The sequence below is a fragment of the Pseudomonas sp. TWI923 genome (assembly GCF_039673365.1).
Classification (GTDB): Bacteria; Pseudomonadota; Gammaproteobacteria; order Pseudomonadales; family Pseudomonadaceae; genus Aquipseudomonas; species Aquipseudomonas sichuanensis.
This window is the reverse complement of the sequence record NZ_JBDJLM010000007.1, coordinates 47,767-68,955: the sequence shown is the minus strand read 5'-3', so window position 1 is coordinate 68,955 and position 21,189 is coordinate 47,767. Positions and strand designations below refer to the sequence as shown.

Here is a 21,189-nt window from a genome sequence, read left to right as displayed (position 1 = left end):
CAAGCGTTGCTGAAACTGTCCACAAAAAACGTGGGTAGGTCTGTGGATAAAGTTCTCTGGGCCTTGTAGTCCGTGGCCTCTGTCAAATTGAGCAGAAAGTGAACAGCGTTTTCACCCTCTGTTTTTGTGCTCACGGACGCGCGGCGCGCAGGGCCTGCAGCAGCTCGCGTACCCGCGCCGGCACGTCGCCTGTCGGGTACAGCGCATGCATCTGCGGGTCCTGGCCGCTGCTGGAGGTCAGGTGGTAAGCGGCGCAGACCCGCACCAGGCGCCCGGCGCGCACCTCGGGTTCGGCCAGCCAATCGGCCAGCCGGGCGATGCCAGCGCCGGCCAGGGTGCTTTGCAGCACCGCGACACCTGAACCCAGGCGCAACCGTGGTTGTGGCCGCAGGCTGGTGATGTGCCCCTCGCGGCAGAAGTGCCAGGCCTTGAGGATGCGTGGCGCGGTGTGCAGGATCAGCGCGTGCCGCTCCAGATCCTCCAGCCCCTGGGGTGTGCCTTCGCGAACCAGGTACTGCGGGCTGGCATACAGGTGTCGACGGTAGCTCCACAGCGGGTAGCCGATCAGCTCGCTGGACTGGGGGAATGCGCCGCGGATGACGAAGTCGAGCTTGCCCAGCAGCGGGTCGAGCGCCTGGTCGCTGAACTGCACATCGAGGGTCACCTGTGGATGACGCCTGGAGAACTCGGCCAGTACCTGCGGCAGTACCTGCTGGGCCAGAACCTCGGGTGCGGCCAGGCGGATCCAACCCTGCGCGCTGCCCGCCAGCGCGGCCAGTTCGTCGGCGGCATCGCGTTGCACATCCAGCAAGCGCTCGGCATGGGGCAGCAGGCGTTCGCCGGCTTCGGTGAGGGTCACGGTGCTGGCGCTGCGGTTGAACAACTTGGCACCGCTGTTATCTTCCAGCGCCTGCACCGCGCGGGTAACGGCGCTGGGGGAGCGGCCCAGGGCGCGGGCTGCGCTGACGAAGCTGCGCTTGTGCGCAACGCTGACGAATGCTTGGATCTCACGCAGCATGTCCAGGGCCATGGGCTTTTCCTCGTTGCAGTTTTCGCAACGTGGCATTTCAACACAAGCGCGGCGCTTTGATTAGTCTGGCGGCCTGCTTATTGCCGCCTGGACTGCCGACATGATGGATATCGCCCTGCTTTCGCTGTTTGCCTTCGCCGCTGGCCTGATCGACGCCGCCGTGGGTGGCGGCGGGCTGATCCAGATCCCGGCCCTGTTCAACGTGTTGCCCACTGCCCAGCCGGCCGCGTTGCTGGGTACCAACAAACTGGCGTCGGTCTGTGGCACCAGCTTTGCCGCGCGTTCGTTCATCCGCAAGGTGCAGCTGGACTGGGGGCTGATCGTGCCGGCGGCGCTGAGCGCCTTCGTCATGTCGTTCTGCGGCGCGGCCACGGTGTCGCTGGTGCCGGCCAGCGTGATGCGGCCGATGGTGCTGGCGATGATCGTGCTGATGGCCGTCTACACCTTCTGCAAGAAGGACTTCGGTACCTTGCACAAGCCCACCGTCATCGGCCGCAAGGAGCAATGCCTGGCGGTGTTGATCGGTGGCGCCATCGGTTTCTATGACGGCTTGTTCGGGCCGGGTACCGGCAGTTTCCTGATCTTCCTGTTCATTCGCTTCTTCGCCCTCGACTTCCTGCATGCCTCGGCCTCGGCGAAGCTGGTCAACATTGCCACCAACCTGGCGGCACTGGTGTTCTTCATTCCTTCGGGCAATGTGCTGTGGGCGATTGCCCTGCCGATGGCGCTGTTCAATATCCTTGGCGCGCTGACGGGCACTTGGCTGGCGGTGCGCAAGGGGGCGGGGTTCGTGCGCGGGTTGTTCCTGATCCTGCTCTGTGTGCTGATCGCCAAGCTGAGCTGGGACCTGTTCAGCGGCTGAGTCAGACCACTATCTGGCGCTGGGCTTCGTCCAGCTCGATACGATTGCGGCCGTGGGCCTTGGCGCGGTACAGCGCCTGATCGGCCCTGGCCAGCAGCACGTCGAGGCTGGGCGCGGCAACGTCACTGCTGCAACCAGCGATGCCGATACTGACCGTGATCTGCAGGCGCTGCCCGGCCTGGGCGAACTGCAGGTCCTGGACGGCACGGCGCAGGCGTTCGGCAGTGAACCTGGCCAACTCCGGAGCCAGCCCCGGGACGACAATGGCGAACTCTTCGCCACCCAGGCGGGCGAACAGCTCGCCGTCATGCAACTGGTCCTGCAGGGTGTCGGCAAACTGGCGCAGTACCAGGTCACCCACCGCGTGGCCGTGGCGGTCATTGATGGTCTTGAAATGGTCGATGTCGAGCATCATCAGGGTCAACGGCAGGGCCGGAGCCTGCTGCTGACGGCTGTCGAGCAGGCCGTTGGCGCGGCGGGTGAAGGCGCTGCGGGTGAGGGTGCCGGTGAGGTGGTCGATGGTGGCCTGGTGCGCCATGCGCGCCATCAGGCTGCGGTTGGCATTGCTCACGCAGGCCACCACCAGCGGGCCGAGCACCAGCATGGCGATGCCCAGGCGTGCCGACATCAAGGTGGTCACGCCCGGCTCGCTCTGCGGCACGCTGAAGTGCATGAGGTTCTGCGCCACGGCAACGATCAAGGTGCTGCCGGCAGTGAGGGTCAGCAACGAAACGAGAAAAGGCGAGTAGCTCAAGGCGCACCACAGCAGGGCGGCGATCGGGAAGGCAATCGCCCCAGGCCCGCCGAAGAAGATGCTCAATGCCAACGAGGCCAGCAACACCAGCAGGGGGGCCATGGAGATTGGCTGGCTGCCGCTGCGGGTGAAGGCGCGGGGCGAGGGGGCGGTGAGCAGTACCGGCAGGACCAATACGCTGGTGGAGAACTGCTCGCTGAACCAGGCCAGCCAGGTGGCGCGCAATGACTGCTCGAACCACGGCGCGGCCATGACGCAGGCCAGGCTGGCGGCCACCATGCCACCGACAGCGCAGGCGCCGAACAGGCACAGGGTGCCGTGGGGTGTGCGCAGGCGCCTGTGAAGCCGTGGCAAACGGGCCATCAGGTACCAGATGCTGAGGATGGCGCCGAGGTTGCACAGGTTGAACCACAGGGCCGGTTGCCAGGCGGAGCCGGTGACCAGGTCGGCAGCGACCATCCCCAGGTAGATCAGGCCGAAGCCGAGCACTGTGGCCTGGCGCGGGTTGCGCAGCAAGACCCCGGCCAGCACGGCGTTGACCGGCCAGAACAGCGACAGGGATTCGATCGGCCTGGCCAGGATACCCGTAAGTGTCAGGGCGAGCGTCAAGCCGAACAGGATGGCTAAAGGCAGCAGGCGCGACGGAACTGGAGACACCATAAGCTCGACCGACAAGCGAGGACGGAATCCAGGAAAACGGCCGTAGGCACCTGGGGCAAAGTCGCGTCAGTTTGTTTCAAGTCGCCAATTGATGTCAATTCGCCGGGAATTTCCTGAATACTGTGTCAGATTACAAGCCAAAAACCCACGGCACCATCAGCACGGTCACCAGCATCACCAGCAAGGTGAACGGCACCCCGACCTTGACGAAGTCTGCAAAGCGATACTGCCCGGGGCCCAGCACCAGGGTGTTGACGGGTGACGACACCGGGGTCATGAACGCAGCCGATGCCGCGAGCGCGACCGTCATGGCGAACGGGTAGGGCGACATGCCCAGCTGTTGCGCGGTGCTGATGGCCACCGGCGCCATCAATACCGCCGTGGCGGTGTTGGAAATGAACAGGCCGATGACTGCGGTGACGGCGAACAGGCAGGCGAGGATCGCGCTTGGCCCAGCATCGCCGAGCAGGCTCACCAGGGCGCCCACCGCCAGGTCGATGCCGCCGGTCTTCTGCAGCGCCAGGGCGAACGGCAACATGCCGACGATCAGCACCAGGCTCTGCCAGTGGATGGCGCGATAGGCGCTGTTCATATCGATGCAGCGCCCCGCGCCCATCAGCAGGCAGCCGATCAGCGCGGCGAGCACGTTGGGCACCAGGCCACTGACCATCAACCCGACCATCACCGCCAGACTCAGCAAGGCATAAGGCGCCCGGGCGCTTGCGGGTGCCACCTGGTCGATCTCGGCCGGCAGGCTCAGCACCAGGAAGTCGCGGGGCTTGGCCTGCAGCTGGCGCACCGCTTTCCACGGGCCGACTACCAGCAAGGTGTCGCCCAGGCGCAGCTTTTCTTCGACCAGTTGCTCCTCGATGGCCAGCTGGTCGCGCCGCAGCCCCACCACGTTGAGGTCGTAGCGGGTACGGAACGCAAGTTCGAGGATGCTCTTGCCGATCAGTTGCGAGCCTGGCGGCAGCGACACTTCCGCCATCCCCAGTTCCTGGGACTGGTCAATGAAGTAGGCCGCCTTGAAGTGCAGCGGCTCCAGTTGCATGGTCTGGCACAGGCTGCGCAGGTCGTCGCGGTTGGCGAACAGGTCGAGCAGCAGGATATCGCCCTGCTGCAGCACGGTGCCCGAGTCGGCGGCGATCACCCGGGTGGTGAACTTGTGCTGGCGTTCGATGCCGACCACGTTGGCGCCATGCCGAGTGCGCAGTTCCAGTTCGCCCAGGGTATGGCCGATCAGCGGCGAGTGCGGGCGAATGCGCAGGCGGCGTTCGCGGCCGTTGAGTTTGTAGTCCAGCACCAGGTCGAGCAGGGTGCGGCGGGTTTCCACCCGGCCATCCTTGCGCACTTCGCCATTGAGCCAGTGGCGGGTCAGCAGCATGTAGCCGATGCCTAGTACCAGCACCACCAGGCCAAACGGGGTGAAGCTGAAAAAGCCGAAGCCGCTTTGCCCGTGGCGCATCAGCTCGCTGTGCACGACCACGTTGGGTGGCGTGGCCACCAGGCTGAGCATGCCGCTGATCAACCCGGCGAAGCTCAGCGGCATCATCAGCCGGCTGGGTGAGAGCTTCAGGCGCGCGGCAATGCTCAGCACCACCGGGATGAAAATCGCCACCACCCCGGTGGAACTCATCACCGAGCCCAGCCCGGCCACCGCCACCATCAGCAGCACCAGCAGGCGCGCCTCGCTGTTGCCGGCGCGCTCGCTCATCCATTCGCCGATCCGGTAGGCGATGCCGGTGCGTACCAGGCCTTCGCCGATCACGAACAGTGCAGCGATCAGTACCACGTTGGGGTCACTGAAACCGGCCAGGGCCTGGTCCACGGTAAGGATGCCGGTGAGCGGCAGGATGAGGATCACCAGCAACGCAACCACGTCCATGCGTGGGCGGTTGATGATGAACAGCACGACGACGACGGCCAGCAGGCCGAGGACCCAGAGCAACTCTTGGTTCATGGGGAGGGGGTGTTCCTTCACACAAGGGCGCGAAAAGCGATGGCCCTAGTGTGGCAGCTTGACGCGAATGCGTCGTTGACGTGCTGCAATGTTTTGCCGGGCGAAACGATCGCGGGCGGTGCGGCCATGTAACAAGCCTGCACCGCCCGCGAGGGTGTCAGCGGTCGATCAGTGACGGTGCTTGTGCTTGCGGTTGCTGTCACCCATGTGGTTGCCGATGGCGCCACCGGCCGCACCGCCCAGGCCCGCGCCGATGGTCGAACCATTGGAGCCGCCGAGCTTGCCGCCGATCAGCGAGCCGCCTGCCGAACCCAGGCCGCCACCAATGGCTGCTTCGGTGCGGTTGCCCTTGCGTGCGCCGACGGCACTGCCTGCCGCGCCGCCCAGGCCTGCGCCGATGGCGGCGCCGGTGCTGCCGCCGATCTGTTTACCGACCACGTTACCCAAGGCGCCGCCCAGGCCGCCGCCGATGGCCGCGGTACCGTCACCGGCGAAAGCACCCTGGCAGAGCAGCAGGCCGAGGGCGAGGGAAGGCAGAGTCAGACGCATGTTGTGAACCTCAGAGGAATCATCAGGGTGGGGTGCCGCCTTGCGGGCGGCGAATCAAGGTTGGGAAGACGCTTCAGCGCTGGTAGCGGTCACGGTACTGGCGATCGTCGTCGTCATCGCGATCATGGCGGTGGTGATGGCGGTGGCCGCGATCACCGTCGCGCCAGCCATCATCATCGTCGTGGTAGTGGTGGCTGTAGCAGCCGCCAAGCAGTAGCACGGCGGTGATCAGCGAAAGGCTTGCGAGGCGAGTCATCACGATATAGGTCCTTGATCGGTAAAGGTTTACCGGGTACTCGCTGAGACCTTGGTCGATCGATTTGGTTTCTTTACCCCGCAAAATATTGGTGCCCTGGCGATAAGCGGCATCCAGGCCAGGGCGGATGGACGAAACGTCGTGCGCATGGTTGGTACTGAATCAGTTCGGGACAGACGCCGAACCCTGGTTTGCCGTGCTAGAGTCGCGTTCTTTTTTGTCCCGAGGATGGAACATGCGAGCGATTCTGCCGATGACTGTGGCGCTGCTGCTGGTGGGCTGTGCGTCGTCGACCATGGAGGCAGCGCGTACCGGCGCGCCGACCGCGCGCCTGGACTCGCACAAGACCCCGGATGTGGTCGCCCAGTGCATCCAGTTCAGCTGGCAGGAAGAGAAGACCTTTGGCGTGGATGCCAGCGGCTACCTTGAAGCGCGCAAGGCGGGCGGTTTCACCGTGTATACCCGCGAGGCGGAATCGTTCGTCGATGTCTACGCCCAGGCCGGCGGCACGCGGGTGGACTACTACGCCCAGCACAACGACGGCATGGCCCTGCAGCGCCGGGCGGCAGCGGCGACCTGCCTGTAAGGCTGCGCTTAGCGCAGCCGCGCCTCCAGCCCGGCAATATGCGCCTGCAAACGTTCATGCTCTTCGCGCTCGGCACCGATGTCCTCGAACACGCTGATCAGATGTTCCGGCTGGCCATCGGCATGCCGTTGCAGCGAAGTGCGCGCGCGCACCCAGATAAAGCGGCCATCCTTGTGCCGCACGCGTTTTTCCACTTCATAGCGCTCGATTTCGCCGGCCAGCATGCGCCCTAGCAGCACGAGGTTGCCCGGCAGGTCGTCGGGGTGGGTCAACTGCTGGAAGGTCATGGCATACAGCTCGGCCTCGCTGTAGCCCAGCAATTCGCAGAGGCCACCATTGACCCGTCGCCAGGTGCCGTCCGGGTCGATATAGGCCAATGCCCCCCAGGCCAGTTCGAAGATCGCGCGAAAGCGTTCCTCGCTCTGGCGCAGGTGTTCTTCGGCGACCTTGCGCTCGGTGTTGTCCATGCTGATGCCGACCATTTTCACCGGGCGCCCGACGCTATCCTGCAGCACCGTCGCGCGCGAGGCGATCCAGCGCTCGCTGCCATCGGGACGGGTGATGCGAAAATCACACTCGCAGCCAGTGCCTTGCGCGACCGCCTGGGCGTACATGCCCTGCATGTCGCGGGCGTCGTCGGCGTGGATATGGGCCCAGAAATCCTCGTTGCGCCGTACCGGCCAGCCATACACCGCCTCGACGTTGGGTGAGTAGGTGACCTCGTCGCTGACCAGATTCCACTCCCAGGTGACGATGCGCGCGCCTTCCTGGGCCAGCTTCATGCGCATTTCGCTCTCCATGATCTCGGCGGTGTAGCGTCGGCGCACATCGGTCATCGGCAGCTCGACCACCTCGGCCTGCTGCACGCTGTGCAGGGCTTCCTCGCCGTAACGCAGCCAGATCCAGTTGACCTTGAGAAAGTCCGCCAGCTTGCGCAGGTTGTCGTAGTCGATCTCGCCGCCGCGTGTCCATTTGTGCACCGCCGTGCGCGATATCCCCAGGGCCGTGCCAACCGCTTGCAGGGTCAGCTTGTGGTGTTCGAGCAGTTCCTTGAGGCGAAAGGCGAAGCTGTTTTCCGTCATGGGCGCTGGATCCTTGGGCGAGGGCCGAAGACCGCAGTATACCCGAGCTGTCAACCTCAGGTTGACGGGTGTTGCCGTGGCGGCGCAGTGGCGGTTAACGTGGCGTCTGACTCCATCAGGACAGGGATGTACCGCATGAGCCGATCACTGGAACTCAATCGCGCCAGTTGGGATGAGCGCGCGCCGCTGCACGCGGCCTCGAAGGATTATGAAGTCGAGACATTCGTCCGCGACCCCGGGCACCTGTCCGAGGTCGTGCGTTTCGACCTGCCGAGGCTGGGCGAGCTTCGCGGTTTGCGCGCGGTGCACCTGCAATGCCATATAGGTACCGATACCCTATCGCTGGCTCGGCTGGGTGCCCAGGCCTGGGGCCTGGATTTCTCGGCGGCGTCGCTGGCGCAGGCGCGCAGTTTGGCCGGGCGCTGCGGCGCGAGCATCGAGTACGTGCAGGCGGACGTTTATCGTGCCGAGCAGGTGCTGCCGGTAGGCAGCTTCGATCTGGTCTACACCGGCATCGGCGCCTTGTGCTGGTTGCCTGATATCGAGCGCTGGGCGCGCACGGTGGCGGCCTTGCTCAAGCCGGGCGGACGCCTGTTCCTGCGCGATGGCCATCCGATGTTGATGGCAGTCAACGAGGACCATCAGGACCGGCTGCAACTGGACTACCCGTATTTCGAGCGTGAAGCGCCCACGGTGTGGCACAGCGACCAGACCTACGTGGACACCGACCAGGCGCTGGCCCAGACCGAAACCCACGAGTGGAACCATGGGCTGGGCGAGGTGATCAGCGCACTGCTGGGCAATGGCCTGCGGCTGACCGCCCTTGAGGAGCACCAGAGCATCCCCTGGGAGGCGTTGCCGGGGCAGATGGAAAGGGGCGCCGACGGTGAGTGGCGCCTGATCGAAGCCCCCTGGCGCCTGCCGCTGAGCTACACGCTGCAGGCGCTCAAGGGTTGAGCCTCAGGACAGGTAACCGCCATCGACATTCAGTGCGGTGCCGGTGGTGTAGCTGGACGCGCTGCTTGCCAGGTACAGCACGGCGCCGGCCATTTCGCTCGGGTCGGCCACGCGCTTGAGCGGGATGTGTTGCAGGGCGGCGTTGAGGATGCTGTCGTTCTTTACCAGTGCCGAGGCGAACTTGGTGTCGGTGAGGCCCGGCAGCAGGGCGTTGCAGCGGATGCCGAAGGGTGCGCACTCCTTGGCGAACACCTTGGTCATGTTGATCACCGCCGCCTTGGTCACCGAGTAGATGCCCTGGAACAGGCCGGGCGACACGCCGTTGATCGAGGCCACGTTGATGATGCTGCCGCCGCCGTGCTCGCGCATCAGCTTGCCGGCCTCCACCGACATGAAGAAGTAGCCGCGGATGTTCACGTCGACGGTCTTCTGGAAGGCGCCCAGATCGGTGTCCAGCACATTGCAGAACTGCGGGTTGGTGGCGGCGTTGTTGACCAGGATATCGAGGCGGCCGAACTGCTCGCGGATCCCGGCGAACACCTGCTGGATCTGCTCCATCTCGCCAATGTGGCAGGCCACCGCGGTGGCCTTGCCGCCAGCGGCGATGATCGCCTCGGCCACCTGCTGGCAGCCGTCGAGCTTGCGGCTGGAGACGATCACATGGGCGCCCTGCTGGGCCAGCAGGTGGGCGATGGCTTCACCGATGCCGCGGCTGGCGCCGGAGACGAAGGCGATCTTGCCATCGAGGTCGAACAGCTGGGTCTTGGACATGCTTGTATTCCTTGTTGTCTGTCGCTGCCGGGTTTACAGGCGGGATTTGTCGATCAGTTGCAGGCTCATGTGCTCCAGCAGGCGGTTCATGTGGATGAACTGGGCGAAGCGTTTGTCCTGGGTCTGGCCGTGGAAGAAGCGGTAGTAGATCTGCTGCACGATGCCGGCCAGGCGGAACAGGCCATAGCAGTAATAGAAGTCGAAGTTGTCGAGCGTGATACCTGCACGCTCGGCGTAGTAGTCGACGAACTGTTGGCGGGTCAGCATGCCCGGTGCGTTGCTGGGCTGGCGGCGCATCAGTTGCACCGGTGCCGGGTCGCTGGCCTCGATCCAGTAGGCCAGGCTGTTGCCCAGGTCCATCAGTGGGTCGCCAATGGTGGCCATCTCCCAGTCCAGCACGCCGATGATGCGCATGGGGTTGTTGCTGTCGAGGATGACGTTGTCGAAGCGGTAATCGTTGTGCACGATGCCAGGGCGCGGGTGGTCGGCCGGCATTTTTTCGCGCAGCCAGGCAATGACTTGCTCCCAGCGCGGCGCATCGGGCGTCAGGGCCTTTTCATAGCGGCTGGCCCAGCCTTCGATCTGGCGTTGCACATAGCCTTCCGGCTTGCCCAGGTCGGCCAGCCCGCAGGCGTTGTAGTCCACTTGGTGCAGTTCGACCAAACGGTCGATGAAGCTCTTGCACAGGGCTTCGGTGCGGGCAGGGGCCAGGCTCAGTTCGACCGGGATATCCGAACGCAGGATGATGCCGTTGACCCGCTCCATCACATAGAACTCACCGCCGATCAGCGATTCGTCGGTGCAGTGCACGTAGGCTTTGGGGCAGTAGGGGAAGCCTTCGTTGAGGCGGTTGAGGATGCGGAATTCGCGGCCCATGTCATGGGCCGATTTGGCCTTGTGCCCGAACGGCGGGCGGCGCAGCACGAATTCCCGCTGCGGGTAGGCCAGCAGGTAGGTAAGGTTGGAGGCGCCACCAGGGAACTGGCTGATGGTCGGCAGGCCTTCAAGGCCGGGAATGTGATCCTTCAGATAGGGATCGATGACGGCGGCATCGAGTTCTTCGCCGGGGCGGACCTGGGTGGACTGATCGGTGATCGTCATGCGATTTCCTTATGATCAATAGCAAGGACTATTGGCTAATCTAATTTCCCATGGCTGTTGGTACAAGCGTGCCAGGCGCTTATTGGTCGGGGTGTTGCCGGGCGATCAATGGCCTTGATGCTGGGCAGGCAAAAAAAAACCGAAGCGCAGGACGCTTCGGTTTTTTCATTCGCAGTTCGCGTTGCCGATCAGGCCGGGAACAGCTCGCTGAGCTTCATCGACAGCATCATGTCGCCTTCGACGCGCAGCTTGCCGCCCATGAAGGCCTGCATGCCATCGGTGTCACCGCTGACGATGCCCTTGAGGGTTTCGCTGTCCAGCACCAGGGTGCAGTTGGCGTCGGCGTTTTCGCCTTCCTGGATCTCGCAGGTGCCATCCTTGACGAGCAGCGCGTAGTGCTTGTCTTCGTCGGTGATGTTGAAGCCGAACACCAGGTCCAGGCCGGCGGCAGCGGCGGGGTTGAATTTCGCTTTCATTGCCTCGACGGCTTTTGCTACATCGCTCATGGTGTTTTCCTTATTAAGTGATATTCAAGTCCGCAGGGACAAAACAGGCCGGGCTCATCGGTAGGTGATGAGCTCCGGCGCCCTCAGCAGCTGCACGTGGGCTTGGCTGTTGAAGGAGGCCAGTACCACGTCACGGCCACGGAACTTCAGGTGGCTGAGCGACGTGTTGATGATCTGCCAGTTCAGGGCGAAGGCCTGAGCCGGTGTGATTGCGCAAGTCAGGTGGAGCAGGGCGGCAATGGTGCCACCCGAGGTGAACAGGGCGATGTTTTCACCGCTGGCAGCGCTGTCGAGCAACCGCTGCAGCCCGTCACCCACCCGGCCAGTGAAGGCTTGCCAGGTTTCCAGGTTGTCGTCGTGGGCATGCTCGCCCGCGTGCCAGCGCTGTACCATCAAGGCGAACAGGCGCTGGAACTCACTGCGGTTCTGCGCACCGTTGCGCAGTACGTGCAAAGCTTCGGGCTCATCGGCCAGCAGGCCGGGGAGCAGGGCGCGAATCACCCCGTCGGCATCGAATTCGTTGAAGGCCGGGTCGGTCTCGATGGCAGGGGCCTGGCTGCCGTTGGCGTGCAAGGCTTGCAGTGCCAGGCGGGCGGTATCCTGTTGGCGGCGCAGGCTGCCAGCGACGCAACGATCCAGGCGCAGCCCGAGTTGGCCGAGGTGCTCGCCCAGCGCCAGGCTCTGACGCTCGCCTACGGCCGAGAGGACGTCGTAGTCGGCGGCACCGAAAGAGGCTTGGCCATGTCGGATCAGGTAGAGGTTGCCCACGAAGTTGTCCGGCCCGGTTGGAGGTTGCAGCGAGGTTAGGATGCCCTGCCAAGGCTGTCAACGAAAAAACATACAAGCGTTTGAAAAGGTCGTTTGAACTGTGTTGCCGGCGTTGTCGATGGCTGGCAGCAGCCCAGGCAGCCCGGTATGCTGCAAGCATTTCGTGCCTGTCTGGCGCTGGTCTATCAAGGAGTCAACGTGGAGTTTCTTGCCAACTGTCTGGGGGCCCGCAACCACTGGACATTGACCCTTGAGCACACCAGCCGCGTCACAACCTGTCACAACTACTACCCTCGCTAAGGCCTATGTGTACCGCCGAGGACCACAAGGTCTCTTCAGTCTCCGTGTGCGCCTGCTGGGCTCGCACAGGTCCTACACGCTTGCCTTGAAGACCAGTCACCGAGCCACCGCTATGTCCACCTCTCACGCCATGCTGACCGCGCTGAAGGCATTCCACCTCGATAACCCTGAAGCCACCTTTGAGGAACTGACCGAGCACCTGCGCGATATCGCCGTGAATGCACTGGAGCAGCCGCAAGGTGATGTGTACGGGCTGGTCCTGTCTGACCTTGCTGAAGGCCTCGCTGAGGCTGAGCACAGCGCTTCCCTTACCGTGGCCCAAGCGAAGGCCTTGAAGCTTGCCTATCAGGTTCTGAGGGCTCACAGGGACCGCGTGGAGGGGAATGTGGGTCCGCTCGTGGACCTGCTGGAGGGGCCGCTGGGAGATCCAATAGGTAAGGGCTATCAGGATCAGCTGACCAATAGGGATTCAGGCCTCTCTGTCTCCTTATCTGTAAGTGCCCCTCAAGTTCCCGCTACGGCATCGCTGAGCGCCTGTGAAGCTGGCTCCAAGGCCGTGGCCTACATGGACCTCTTCGACGCCTACATGGTCGAGCGTGGCGGCGACATGGCACCGGCAACTGTGAAGAACCTGACCAGTTCCGCTAAGACCGTAGCGACCCTCTTGGGTGAAGGTCTCGACATGCGCAGCCATACACGCGCCGATATGGTCAGGCTACGGGATGCCCTGTTGGTGGACCGTAAGCCCTCGACCGTGAACAAGCTTCTGACCACGGTGGGCACCTTGACCGCTTGGGGAGTCGCTACGGGCCTTATCGACCGTGACTTCGCTAAGAAGTTGAACATTGCCAAAGGGGCTGAGAGTGAGCGACAAGCGTTCACCGCTGGGCAGATCAAAGAACTGACCCGTGCGTGCTCTACAGGTCACCTGCGCGATGACTGGAAAGGGCGCGCTCTGGCCCTTGGCGTGGCCACTGGGGCCCGTATAGGTGAAATCCACCAGTTGCATGGCTGTGACTTCATCCAAGGCGAGGATGGTCAGTGGGCTGTCTCGATCAACGACGACAACGGCAAGACCCTAAAGAACTCTTACAGTCGCCGTATCGTCCCGCTGGTTGGTATTCCTGAGGCGACCTTGAAGGCCCTTGCGGGGACCAATGGCCGTATCTTCAAGATGTCCATGTCGGGGTTCTCGGCCCAGCTCAATACCGTCATACGGGACCTACTGGGCACCGTAACGGGCGAAGGTCTGTCGTTCCACTCCCTGCGTCACTCGATGGCGTCTGACCTGAAGGTCGAAGGGGTGCTCTTGGGCGTGAGTCAGGAGATTCTCGGGCACAGCAGCGGGTCGATCACCTACGACCTTTACGGGAAGGGCAGCGGGGTAGACCTTGGGCGACTCCGTGAGGCGTTGGAGCTGGTCCGTTAGGTTGATCGGATGCGGGTAGCTAAGTGATATCATCAAGGTTTCGAATGGAGGCGCTATGAGAAACCTTGACCTTTATGGAATTGAAAAAGTAAACAAGGAGCTGCACGAGAGAGCTGCTGTTGTTGATCGGCTCCCTTCTCTCGGGGAGAAAACCGCTCGCATCATGGCTTGGCAGTGTTTTATTCAGGACCAGCTTCAACTTGATGACGGTAACGAAAGAACCGCTAATCTCGCTCGTATCAAGCATGGTGAGGCAGTGGCGGCCTTCTGGGAAACAGGCGAGCAGATCGACATTGACTCTAATGCTTTCGTGTCGCACTTTTTTGATGAGCTTGGAGTTATCAATAAGAAAGTCACCCAGAAAGGCGTGCAAATCGTCTTCTATGTTTTTGTTGCCCTTGGGCTGTTCGGTCTTTACAAGATCTTTTTCTGACTCGTATGGGCATCGAACTGGATGTCCTCGTGGGTCACCCCGAGCACGAGCTGTTGTTTGTGGCGACCCAAGTGGCACGGGCTGCTGGCTTGAAGCATCCCGCTGAGTCGATCCGAAGCGCCCGGAACCACCTCGGTGCCGGTCAGAACCTCGCCACACTGATCCAACAAAACTGCATCAGTCTCCCGCTCGACATTCACGGCAAGCGGATGCGCTCCAACACCGTGATGTTCGGTGAACCGGAAGTGTACGGAATGCTCCTGCGAGGTCACGCGCCCCAGTCCGTACCCTTCCGCAAATGGGTCACCGAAGAGGTCCTCCCGACCATCCGCAAGACCGGCAAGTACAACGCTGCTGGGTCATCGAACCCAATCGCACAGGCAGGGCGTGACCGAAGGGCCAAATACGGTCACGACGGATACGAAATTAAAAACCCTCACGTAGACAGGGAGAGACCACACCGCCGTGGCGTCCCCTGCAAGATGCCGTAAGGTCACCTCCAAGGTGGCCCGCTACGGGCAAGGCGTACCTCGGACAGTGGCTTATACCCAGACCGATACGACCACCAAGCAGAGCCCTAACGGGATCTCTGGGACCAGCATCTGGGTCCACTGTAGCGATTCTGTCTGACCACCTTCGTGTGTGGAATGACCCTTGATAGGTTTGGGCCTCCTATCACTGATCGCGCAGTACAGGGGCCTTTTAACTTAAAGACCTCTATACGAGTTACTTTATGTGGACTTTGAGTTGTTATTCTTTATAGATTGATCTTAAAAGAAATAATACTTTAAGTTATCGTAAAGTGGACTTTAAGTCCTTCTCTTATGGTCTCTCGTTGTGTCGGACATAAAGGTATAGGGTTTCACCATCCCATCAACCTCGACCCATGATCGCAGCGAGAGCCCATAAGAGAGGGTCTGCGCCCACCTCTACGCAAAAACCCTCACGTAGACAGGGAGGGCCAAATAATGGTCTTCATCCTGTTGTGCTTCACCTTCGCCCGTCGCTGGGCACTTCAATAATCCAGTCTTTCCGATAGCGCCTTCCATGCCACAGCCGGTTCCCTTGTTCGGGGTCTGGATGGCTGGCTGTGGGTGCGAACTTGGAGGGCGCTACCGAAAGGAAAACGAACACCATGCTGATCGACAACAACCAAGCCGACCTACTGCCTATCGTGATTGAGGGGCACACCTTCAAGCCGAGCGCTGAGGGCCTGTGGAGCCTCAACGAGATCCATCAGACCTTGAACCTTCCCGAGTCTAAGAGGCCGGGCCAATGGGATAACGAAGTATCGAACCGACTGCTGTCTTGTGGAAATTTCCACAAGGTGGATAAGGTGGGGTCCTTCGCTGATGAGCTGGGCGCCATCGCCTATGCCATGTGGGTCTCCACTGAGTTCTACCTGATGGTGGCCGGTGCCTTCGTGGCCATGCGTAACAGCGCCATCCGTGACGCTAAGGCCAAGGACGCCGCACTGGCTGCCAACATGCCCAAAGCTTCGGCACTCGACATGAAGGCACGAGGCGCAGGTCTGACGTGGACTGAGGCTTGCCGGGTCGCTGGCATTCAGCAGCCTCGTCTTGCCCTTGACGCGTTGGTCGCCATGAACGCTTTTGCCTATCCAGTGGACGACTTCGGTAGCCGTGAAGGCTCCCCGCGACCTCGTAAGCGTGGCTTTGAAGTTGGGGCATTCGTAAAAGTCTCATCGGACTTCGGGAATCGTGAAGGCTGGAGGGTCAAACCTCGTGGCCTCGACTGGCTGCGCGGGAAAGCTCAAGAGGTCAACTTGAGGGTAGCCGAAACGAAGGCCGCTCAAGCCAAAGCCAAGAGGGCTACGCAGGCATCCCGCATTGACCAGTGGGGCAGGGTACGCAAGGAGGTGCGCCAATGACCTTCCCCGAGCAGCTCAACGCGTTCTTCACGACCCCGGCAAGCCGAACCAAGCTGGTCACCCTGCGCACCATCTGGCGTGACCGCTACGCCCGCCAAGCCATTGCCCCAAAGGGTCACCACGGCGTGGACGTAGCGGCCCTGTACGAGCACTTGACGGCCAGCCATCCCGGCCTATCGGCTCTCGTGGAGTCGCTCGTAGCGTCCACCTTCATGCATCTCGATGCGGTCCTGATGGTCGCAATGCGTATTCCGCTGACCCGCAGTCAACCGATCACAGTAGTAACACCGTAGCCGTCCGCCATCGGCTTACATCAGGTCCCCACCGCAAGGCTCATCCAGCCGACCCGACCTGACACCCCATTGAAACCCAGAACCTATAGACAAACCTTGAGGCCCCGGAGTGACGTACTCCTACGTCTCTGGTCTCCGTGCGCGCCAATGCGGCAAGGTTTGATCTATGGGTCCCCTTTAGGAGATCCAACGCCGTGAACCTCAATATCCAAAACGTAACCCCTGAGACCGTTGAAGTCCAAGGCCAGACAGTGACCCGTGCCTTCGCTGAGGGTGTGATGCTCTCGGGTCTGATTGCCGGTGCAGGCACGAACAAGGTAGCCCAAGAGGTCATCGTTAAGCAGTACCTCGAAGCTGGCCTGAGTGCTGCTGCGTTCCCTGATGTGGTCCGTGCCGTGAACGTCCGTCATGCCCAGGCAAGTGCGGAGCGTGAACGCCAATTGGCTGAGTCGCGTGCCCATGCCGAGCGCTTCGCTTCGTACAGCGCCAAAGACGCGCTCACCGTTGCGCGCCGTCGTGCCGCTCGTGAGGAGCGCGAGCGTAAGCACCGCGAGATGGGTCAGGCGATCCGTGCAGCTAATGGCCGTAGCGACTTCTCGACTGGCAATTGGCTCGACAACCACTGAGCCCCGCCGTCTGCAACCACTTCAATTTCCAATCTCAGGAGACCAATTTCATGTCCAATGCATTCAAGAACACCGATCACCGCGATCAGCGTGACCGCTATCAGGCCCCGACCAAATACGAAACTGCCGTGTGGGGCAATGGCGGCAACCTTCAGTTCAGCACTCAGGCATCTACGAGCGCCCAGTCCACCGATTCCAGTGTGGTCGCTCAGGCCATCGCTGAGGGCATCGACGACTTCTTCAACGGTGGTGAGTGGGCCCAGAACGCGACCGATGCGATCCCTTGTGAGTTCCGTCCCAAGGGCACCGAGCCGACCTCTGTACAACTGGTCAACATGGTCAACCGCAACGTCGAGTTCGACCCGCGACAGTCGATCTATGATCGCTCCAAGATCACCAAAGGGGAGGCCGTAGCGGGCGACTTCATCTTCACTGAGCCGACCAATACCGCTGCCTTCTTCTCGCACCGCTTCACCCTGCTGGATGCCCACGTTATCGCTGGCTTCACCGGCAACGGTGTGGCGCAGATGATGGACAAGATGCTGGCCGACTTCGAGAAGGCCTGTGGTTCGACCATCGCTGACATCCTCATCAAGTCGCCGAGCACCGAGGTCAAGGAGGTCACCATTGTGGGCACCACTCCGGCTATCCGCGCCGAAGACTGGATTGACGCGCTGACCATGAGCATCAACCAATCGGTCGGTAACTCCTTGGGCGACTTCGTGCTGCTGATGCACATGACCGAGCAAGCGACCCTTGAGCGTGCCGCCCAGCGTGCTGGCGTTGAGTCCATTGAGGACCTCTTGGGCTGCCGTACTCAGTTCTATTCTGGGTCGGACCGTGGCGTCTTCATGCTGCCCAAAGGGTTCGCTTCGTTGTCGTTCCGCCATGACCAGAACGGTGATGTGTGGAAGGTCCTTGCGAGCCGTAACGCGGGCGTGCAGGGCTGGGACTTCGAGGTAACCGGTGTGGCTGACGTGATGGCTCAGGCCAAGGTCAAGATCAAGCTGGCCAACCCTGAAGACCCCACTGAGCGCCTGCAAGTCGAGGTCGTGGACTTCCCGCTGATTACCCGTGTGGTCGTCAAGCCGTAACACCCGTAGTTCCCCATAGGGCCCTTCGCGGGCCTTGTGGGCTGACCTGAGCATCTACCTCGCTGGTGGATCTTCAGTTGAGCCCATCCTGAGTCACACTCCTACGCGCAAAGCGCAGGGCAATGACCCACATTCAATCTCACATTTCACGTAGGAGCCCGGTATGGCCACCAAGAAACTATGGTTGGCCGTCCTGAAGGCCATGTTGACCTCAAAGGCTACGTGGAAACTGATAGGCGCCGTTGCGGTCCTTTATGGAGCTGCGCATGGCGAGCTGATCGCTGAGCTAGTGGGGGAGGTCGTCAGTGACGTATTTGCAGAGGTCCTTTCGGTTCCCCTTGAGGTGGCCGGTGATGTCCTTTGAAAACTGACAGAAATTTCCGTGAGACCACCTGTCACCAGTAGCCCGCGCAAGTACCCCCGTAGGCCCGTGTGCGTGCCAGCGAGTGCGCCCGTGTGCGGATGCCTGTACAGGTGGGGTCCTTATCGCGTGCGTCTGCACGGGCGCGCAAGGCTGTCCAAGCGATGACTTGGCGGGGTGTCACAAGCATGTTCCAATGCGTCACAAGTCATGGCATCATCTTCACACATTCAAAGGACAACCGGACATTATGGAGTTTCTTGCCGAATACGCAAGCTTTCTCGCCAAAACCGCAACGCTGGTGATCGCCATCCTGATGGTGTTGTCGGCCATCGCCGGTCTGCGCGGCAAGGGGCGGCGCAAGCCGGGTGGGCAATTGCAGGTCACCCGCCTCAACGAATTCTATAAAGAGCTGCGTGAGCGCTTGGAGTCGGGCCTGCTCGACAAAGGCGAGCTCAAGGCGCTGCGCAAGCAGCAGGCGAAGGACGAGAAGCAACAGAAGAAGAAAAAGCCCGAGCAGAAACGCCGGGTGTTCGTTCTCGACTTTGATGGCGACATCAAGGCCTCGGCCACCGAAAGCCTGCGCAACGAGATTACTGCGCTGTTGACCTTGGCCACACCACGTGACGAAGTGGTGCTGCGCCTGGAAAGCGGCGGCGGCCTGGTGCATAGCTACGGCCTGGCGGCTTCGCAGCTGGCGCGCATTCGTGAAGCCGGCATTCCCTTGACCATCTGCATCGACAAGGTCGCCGCCAGCGGCGGCTACATGATGGCCTGCATCGGCGAGAAGATCGTCAGCGCACCCTTCGCCGTGCTCGGTTCGATCGGCGTGGTGGCGCAATTGCCCAATATCAACCGCTTGCTGAAGAAGCACGATATTGATTTCGAGGTGCTCACGGCAGGTGAATACAAGCGCACCCTGACGGTGTTCGGCGAGAACACCGAAAAGGGCCGGGAGAAGTTCCAGGAAGACCTCGACATCACCCATCAGCTGTTCAAGGATTTCGTTGCCCGCTACCGTCCGCAATTGCACATCGATGAAGTGGCGACCGGCGAAGTCTGGCTGGGCATTGCCGCTCTCAACCGCCAACTGGTCGATGAGCTTGGCACCAGCGACGAGTACCTGAGCCGCAGCGCCCGCGAGGCCAATGTATTCCACTTGCGTTTTGCCGAGCGCAAGAGCCTGCAGGAGCGTATTGGCGTGGCTGCCAGTGGCGCGATCGAGAACACGCTGGTAGGGCTGTGGAGCAAACTTGGGCGCCTTCGCTAACACCTTGAACCCCTTGAAGATTTTTTTCTTGAAGGGGGTTGCAAGGTCAATCGATTGCCGACATAATGGCCTCCATAGAAACGCAGCTGAACTTGAAAAAGCCCAGCGGTTTCAAGGAGATAGCGAAAGCTGACTCCGACTTTGAGGCCGAGTAGCAAAGTGGTTATGCTCCGGATTGCAAATCCGTCTACGCCGGTTCGATTCCGACCTCGGCCTCCATATTCGAAAGCCCCGCAGATTAACGTCTGCGGGGTTTTTCTTTGTGGGCGGGAAATGGCGGGAGTTCCGAAACTTCAGCTTTTCGACGGCTTGGCAATGGCGTCGACATGGCGGTAAACCCGCTTGCTGATTCCTTCATTCGAGCGCCCTAAGTCAGACGCTCAGCCTCGTGCTGGTTTTTTTGCATCTGGCGCTCAGCCCTCGCCGCGATGCTTCCAGGCGTGGTGCCTGCCCAGGTCACTGGCATGAAAGGCCCGGGTGAGATGCGCCTTCTTCAGCTCCTCAACCCAGGCAATGGCCTCGGCGCGTTCTCGGGCGCGGATCGCATCAACAGCCTCCGCCCAGTGCTCCAGCGCCTCGGCAAACCTTCGCTTCTCATTCTCGGGCATCTCGGCACCCTTCGCGTGAGTGGTTGGAAGGGGTAAGGGTAGACCACATGGGCGTGATGCTTGGGGCGGTTGTCGGCAAGCGGCGAACGAAAAGCCCGGCGCTTGGCCGGGCTTGGGTTGCATGCAATGTCAAAGGGTTGACGCCTGCATCGTTGCGCGGAGCAGAGCTAGATCCTTGGTCGGTATGACATAGGTTCTGGAGAGCATGTCACCGACTCGTTGGCATCGTGCGGACTGCGCATAGATGAAGATCGTTATGATCCCTAGCGGAGCCTCGATGTGTCTGGTGAATCCTCGAATCAGGGCTTGTACAAGCGTAGGTGGGTCACCTGCTCCGTTGATGACGGTCAGCCCAAATACAAGCTTCCCCGGTGTCCTGCCTTTAAGAAGCCATTCCCATAGCGGATACAGGAATAGGTAGACAAAGACCAGTTCAAGCCCTGCGAACAACAGACGTTCTTGCTGGGTGAGCCACAAGCCGAGCAGAACAATTGCTCCGTAGTCGATGATGTACGCCCCTATGCGTTTCATCAGAAGGGACGTCCTTGAGACTTCCATCAGGTGCTCCGTGTTGTGGTAAATAGCGAATGGGTAGGGCCCAGGAGTTAACCGGCTTGGGGTAACTTGAAATTGCGCTCGTAGATCAGTCCGTAGCAACGGCGCGCTACAGTCGCGAAGTACACTGGTAAAAATGAGTGGCGCAAGACCTGGCTTGGGCGTTCGTCATGAGTGAGGCATTTCGAGCATGCACGTGTTGAGGTGGGTCTTGCTGTATCGGCAGCGGCTGGCTGACGTTTATCCTTGAGTCGCGAGATTCTTGTGCTGTGGCGCTGCAAAGGTAGATTGCCCTCATCAACAAGAAGGATGCCCGGAAATTGGAAATGGCCCAGGAATCGTGCCTTGCGGTAATTGCAGTCGCGCCGTTTCAGTTTTGTTTTGGAACTGAATACCTTGGCCTACCAAATAGGGAATGTGGCAATGGGCAAAAGATTGGGAAAGTTTAGAGCCTGGTTCACGCCCCGTCGGCGGCTCTGGACGGGAA

The 21,189-nt window shown here is 61.4% G+C and carries 24 protein-coding genes and 1 tRNA gene; 13 read left to right on the top strand and 12 right to left on the bottom strand.

The window, feature by feature from the left end; translation table 11 throughout:
- Nucleotides 1-130: 130 nt before the first annotated feature.
- Nucleotides 131-1,030 (bottom strand): LysR family transcriptional regulator, encoded by a 900-nt coding sequence (locus ABE459_RS05290; RefSeq protein ID WP_125464639.1) that lies wholly within the window; start codon nucleotides 1,028-1,030, stop codon nucleotides 131-133.
- A gap of 100 nt (nucleotides 1,031-1,130) precedes the next feature.
- On the opposite strand from ABE459_RS05290, the gene ABE459_RS05285 reads away from it, so the two are divergent.
- Nucleotides 1,131-1,892: a TSUP family transporter gene (locus ABE459_RS05285; protein ID WP_125464638.1), complete on the top strand. Its 762-nt coding sequence runs from the start codon at nucleotides 1,131-1,133 to the stop codon at nucleotides 1,890-1,892.
- Nucleotide 1,893: 1 nt separating this feature from the next.
- On the opposite strand, the gene ABE459_RS05280 is transcribed toward ABE459_RS05285, so the two are convergent.
- From ABE459_RS05280 to ABE459_RS05265, 4 genes are all read right to left on the bottom strand, one after another.
- Nucleotides 1,894-3,321 (bottom strand): GGDEF domain-containing protein, encoded by a 1,428-nt coding sequence (locus ABE459_RS05280; RefSeq protein WP_125464637.1) that lies wholly within the window; start codon nucleotides 3,319-3,321, stop codon nucleotides 1,894-1,896.
- A gap of 115 nt (nucleotides 3,322-3,436) precedes the next feature.
- The gene (locus tag ABE459_RS05275; protein ID WP_125859153.1) at nucleotides 3,437-5,266 is read right to left on the bottom strand and encodes an SLC13 family permease; all 1,830 of its coding nucleotides are present in this window, start codon (nucleotides 5,264-5,266) and stop codon (nucleotides 3,437-3,439) included.
- A gap of 168 nt (nucleotides 5,267-5,434) precedes the next feature.
- Nucleotides 5,435-5,815 (bottom strand): glycine zipper domain-containing protein, encoded by a 381-nt coding sequence (locus tag ABE459_RS05270; RefSeq protein ID WP_110995555.1) that lies wholly within the window; start codon nucleotides 5,813-5,815, stop codon nucleotides 5,435-5,437.
- Nucleotides 5,816-5,888: 73 nt separating this feature from the next.
- A complete protein-coding gene (locus tag ABE459_RS05265; protein WP_125464635.1) occupies nucleotides 5,889-6,071 on the bottom strand; it encodes a hypothetical protein in 183 nt (60 codons plus the stop codon).
- A 235-nt stretch (nucleotides 6,072-6,306) separates the two neighbouring features.
- On the opposite strand from ABE459_RS05265, the gene ABE459_RS05260 reads away from it, so the two are divergent.
- A complete protein-coding gene (locus ABE459_RS05260; protein ID WP_125464634.1) occupies nucleotides 6,307-6,657 on the top strand; it encodes a hypothetical protein in 351 nt (116 codons plus the stop codon).
- Between the two features lie 8 nt (nucleotides 6,658-6,665).
- Here the strand turns inward: ABE459_RS05260 and ABE459_RS05255 are convergent, their stop codons facing one another.
- Nucleotides 6,666-7,739, bottom strand: coding sequence for a PAS domain S-box protein (locus tag ABE459_RS05255; RefSeq protein ID WP_258704656.1), 1,074 nt, complete (start codon nucleotides 7,737-7,739; stop codon nucleotides 6,666-6,668).
- A gap of 135 nt (nucleotides 7,740-7,874) precedes the next feature.
- Between ABE459_RS05255 and ABE459_RS05250 the strand changes: the two genes are divergently transcribed.
- Entirely contained in the window at nucleotides 7,875-8,696 is an 822-nt protein-coding gene (locus ABE459_RS05250; RefSeq protein ID WP_323828912.1) for a class I SAM-dependent methyltransferase, read from the top strand.
- Between the two features lie 3 nt (nucleotides 8,697-8,699).
- Here the strand turns inward: ABE459_RS05250 and ABE459_RS05245 are convergent, their stop codons facing one another.
- From ABE459_RS05245 to ABE459_RS05230, 4 genes are all read right to left on the bottom strand, one after another.
- A complete protein-coding gene (locus ABE459_RS05245) occupies nucleotides 8,700-9,467 on the bottom strand; it encodes an SDR family oxidoreductase (RefSeq protein WP_125859149.1) in 768 nt (255 codons plus the stop codon).
- Nucleotides 9,468-9,500: 33 nt separating this feature from the next.
- Nucleotides 9,501-10,568 carry a phosphotransferase family protein gene (locus ABE459_RS05240; RefSeq protein WP_323828915.1) on the bottom strand — a complete coding sequence of 356 codons (1,068 nt, stop codon included), beginning with the start codon at nucleotides 10,566-10,568 and terminating at the stop codon, nucleotides 9,501-9,503.
- Nucleotides 10,569-10,756: 188 nt separating this feature from the next.
- Nucleotides 10,757-11,074, bottom strand: coding sequence for an SCP2 sterol-binding domain-containing protein (locus tag ABE459_RS05235; RefSeq protein WP_125464629.1), 318 nt, complete (start codon nucleotides 11,072-11,074; stop codon nucleotides 10,757-10,759).
- A 54-nt stretch (nucleotides 11,075-11,128) separates the two neighbouring features.
- Nucleotides 11,129-11,842 (bottom strand): histidine phosphatase family protein, encoded by a 714-nt coding sequence (locus tag ABE459_RS05230; RefSeq protein ID WP_323828917.1) that lies wholly within the window; start codon nucleotides 11,840-11,842, stop codon nucleotides 11,129-11,131.
- Nucleotides 11,843-12,254: 412 nt separating this feature from the next.
- Here ABE459_RS05230 and ABE459_RS05225 point away from each other — a divergent pair, with 412 nt between their 5' ends.
- The 10 genes from ABE459_RS05225 to ABE459_RS05180 all read left to right on the top strand — a co-directional run bounded on the left by ABE459_RS05225 (nucleotide 12,255) and on the right by ABE459_RS05180 (nucleotide 19,758).
- The gene (locus ABE459_RS05225) at nucleotides 12,255-13,571 is read left to right on the top strand and encodes a tyrosine-type recombinase/integrase (RefSeq protein ID WP_346647992.1); all 1,317 of its coding nucleotides are present in this window, start codon (nucleotides 12,255-12,257) and stop codon (nucleotides 13,569-13,571) included.
- A 55-nt stretch (nucleotides 13,572-13,626) separates the two neighbouring features.
- The gene (locus tag ABE459_RS05220; RefSeq protein ID WP_346647991.1) at nucleotides 13,627-14,004 is read left to right on the top strand and encodes a hypothetical protein; all 378 of its coding nucleotides are present in this window, start codon (nucleotides 13,627-13,629) and stop codon (nucleotides 14,002-14,004) included.
- Nucleotides 14,005-14,009: 5 nt separating this feature from the next.
- Nucleotides 14,010-14,495 carry a BRO family protein gene (locus ABE459_RS05215; RefSeq protein ID WP_346647990.1) on the top strand — a complete coding sequence of 162 codons (486 nt, stop codon included), beginning with the start codon at nucleotides 14,010-14,012 and terminating at the stop codon, nucleotides 14,493-14,495.
- A gap of 644 nt (nucleotides 14,496-15,139) precedes the next feature.
- Nucleotides 15,140-15,895 carry a hypothetical protein gene (locus ABE459_RS05210; RefSeq protein WP_346647989.1) on the top strand — a complete coding sequence of 252 codons (756 nt, stop codon included), beginning with the start codon at nucleotides 15,140-15,142 and terminating at the stop codon, nucleotides 15,893-15,895.
- Nucleotides 15,892-16,188 carry a hypothetical protein gene (locus tag ABE459_RS05205; protein ID WP_346647988.1) on the top strand — a complete coding sequence of 99 codons (297 nt, stop codon included), beginning with the start codon at nucleotides 15,892-15,894 and terminating at the stop codon, nucleotides 16,186-16,188. The genes ABE459_RS05210 and ABE459_RS05205 overlap by 4 nt, the downstream gene beginning before the upstream one ends.
- A gap of 194 nt (nucleotides 16,189-16,382) precedes the next feature.
- Nucleotides 16,383-16,814 carry a hypothetical protein gene (locus ABE459_RS05200; protein WP_346647987.1) on the top strand — a complete coding sequence of 144 codons (432 nt, stop codon included), beginning with the start codon at nucleotides 16,383-16,385 and terminating at the stop codon, nucleotides 16,812-16,814.
- Between the two features lie 50 nt (nucleotides 16,815-16,864).
- The gene (locus ABE459_RS05195; RefSeq protein ID WP_346647986.1) at nucleotides 16,865-17,908 is read left to right on the top strand and encodes a hypothetical protein; all 1,044 of its coding nucleotides are present in this window, start codon (nucleotides 16,865-16,867) and stop codon (nucleotides 17,906-17,908) included.
- A 163-nt stretch (nucleotides 17,909-18,071) separates the two neighbouring features.
- The gene (locus ABE459_RS05190; RefSeq protein WP_346647985.1) at nucleotides 18,072-18,272 is read left to right on the top strand and encodes a hypothetical protein; all 201 of its coding nucleotides are present in this window, start codon (nucleotides 18,072-18,074) and stop codon (nucleotides 18,270-18,272) included.
- A 247-nt stretch (nucleotides 18,273-18,519) separates the two neighbouring features.
- Nucleotides 18,520-19,539 carry a protease SohB gene (gene sohB / locus ABE459_RS05185; protein WP_323829064.1) on the top strand — a complete coding sequence of 340 codons (1,020 nt, stop codon included), beginning with the start codon at nucleotides 18,520-18,522 and terminating at the stop codon, nucleotides 19,537-19,539.
- Between the two features lie 145 nt (nucleotides 19,540-19,684).
- Nucleotides 19,685-19,758 (top strand) — tRNA-Cys (locus tag ABE459_RS05180).
- 194 nt (nucleotides 19,759-19,952) lie between these two features.
- Here the strand turns inward: ABE459_RS05180 and ABE459_RS05175 are convergent.
- The gene (locus ABE459_RS05175) at nucleotides 19,953-20,147 is read right to left on the bottom strand and encodes a hypothetical protein (RefSeq protein WP_125464569.1); all 195 of its coding nucleotides are present in this window, start codon (nucleotides 20,145-20,147) and stop codon (nucleotides 19,953-19,955) included.
- Between the two features lie 129 nt (nucleotides 20,148-20,276).
- Nucleotides 20,277-20,678 carry an RDD family protein gene (locus tag ABE459_RS05170; RefSeq protein ID WP_223277153.1) on the bottom strand — a complete coding sequence of 134 codons (402 nt, stop codon included), beginning with the start codon at nucleotides 20,676-20,678 and terminating at the stop codon, nucleotides 20,277-20,279.
- Nucleotides 20,679-21,189 lie beyond the last annotated feature (511 nt).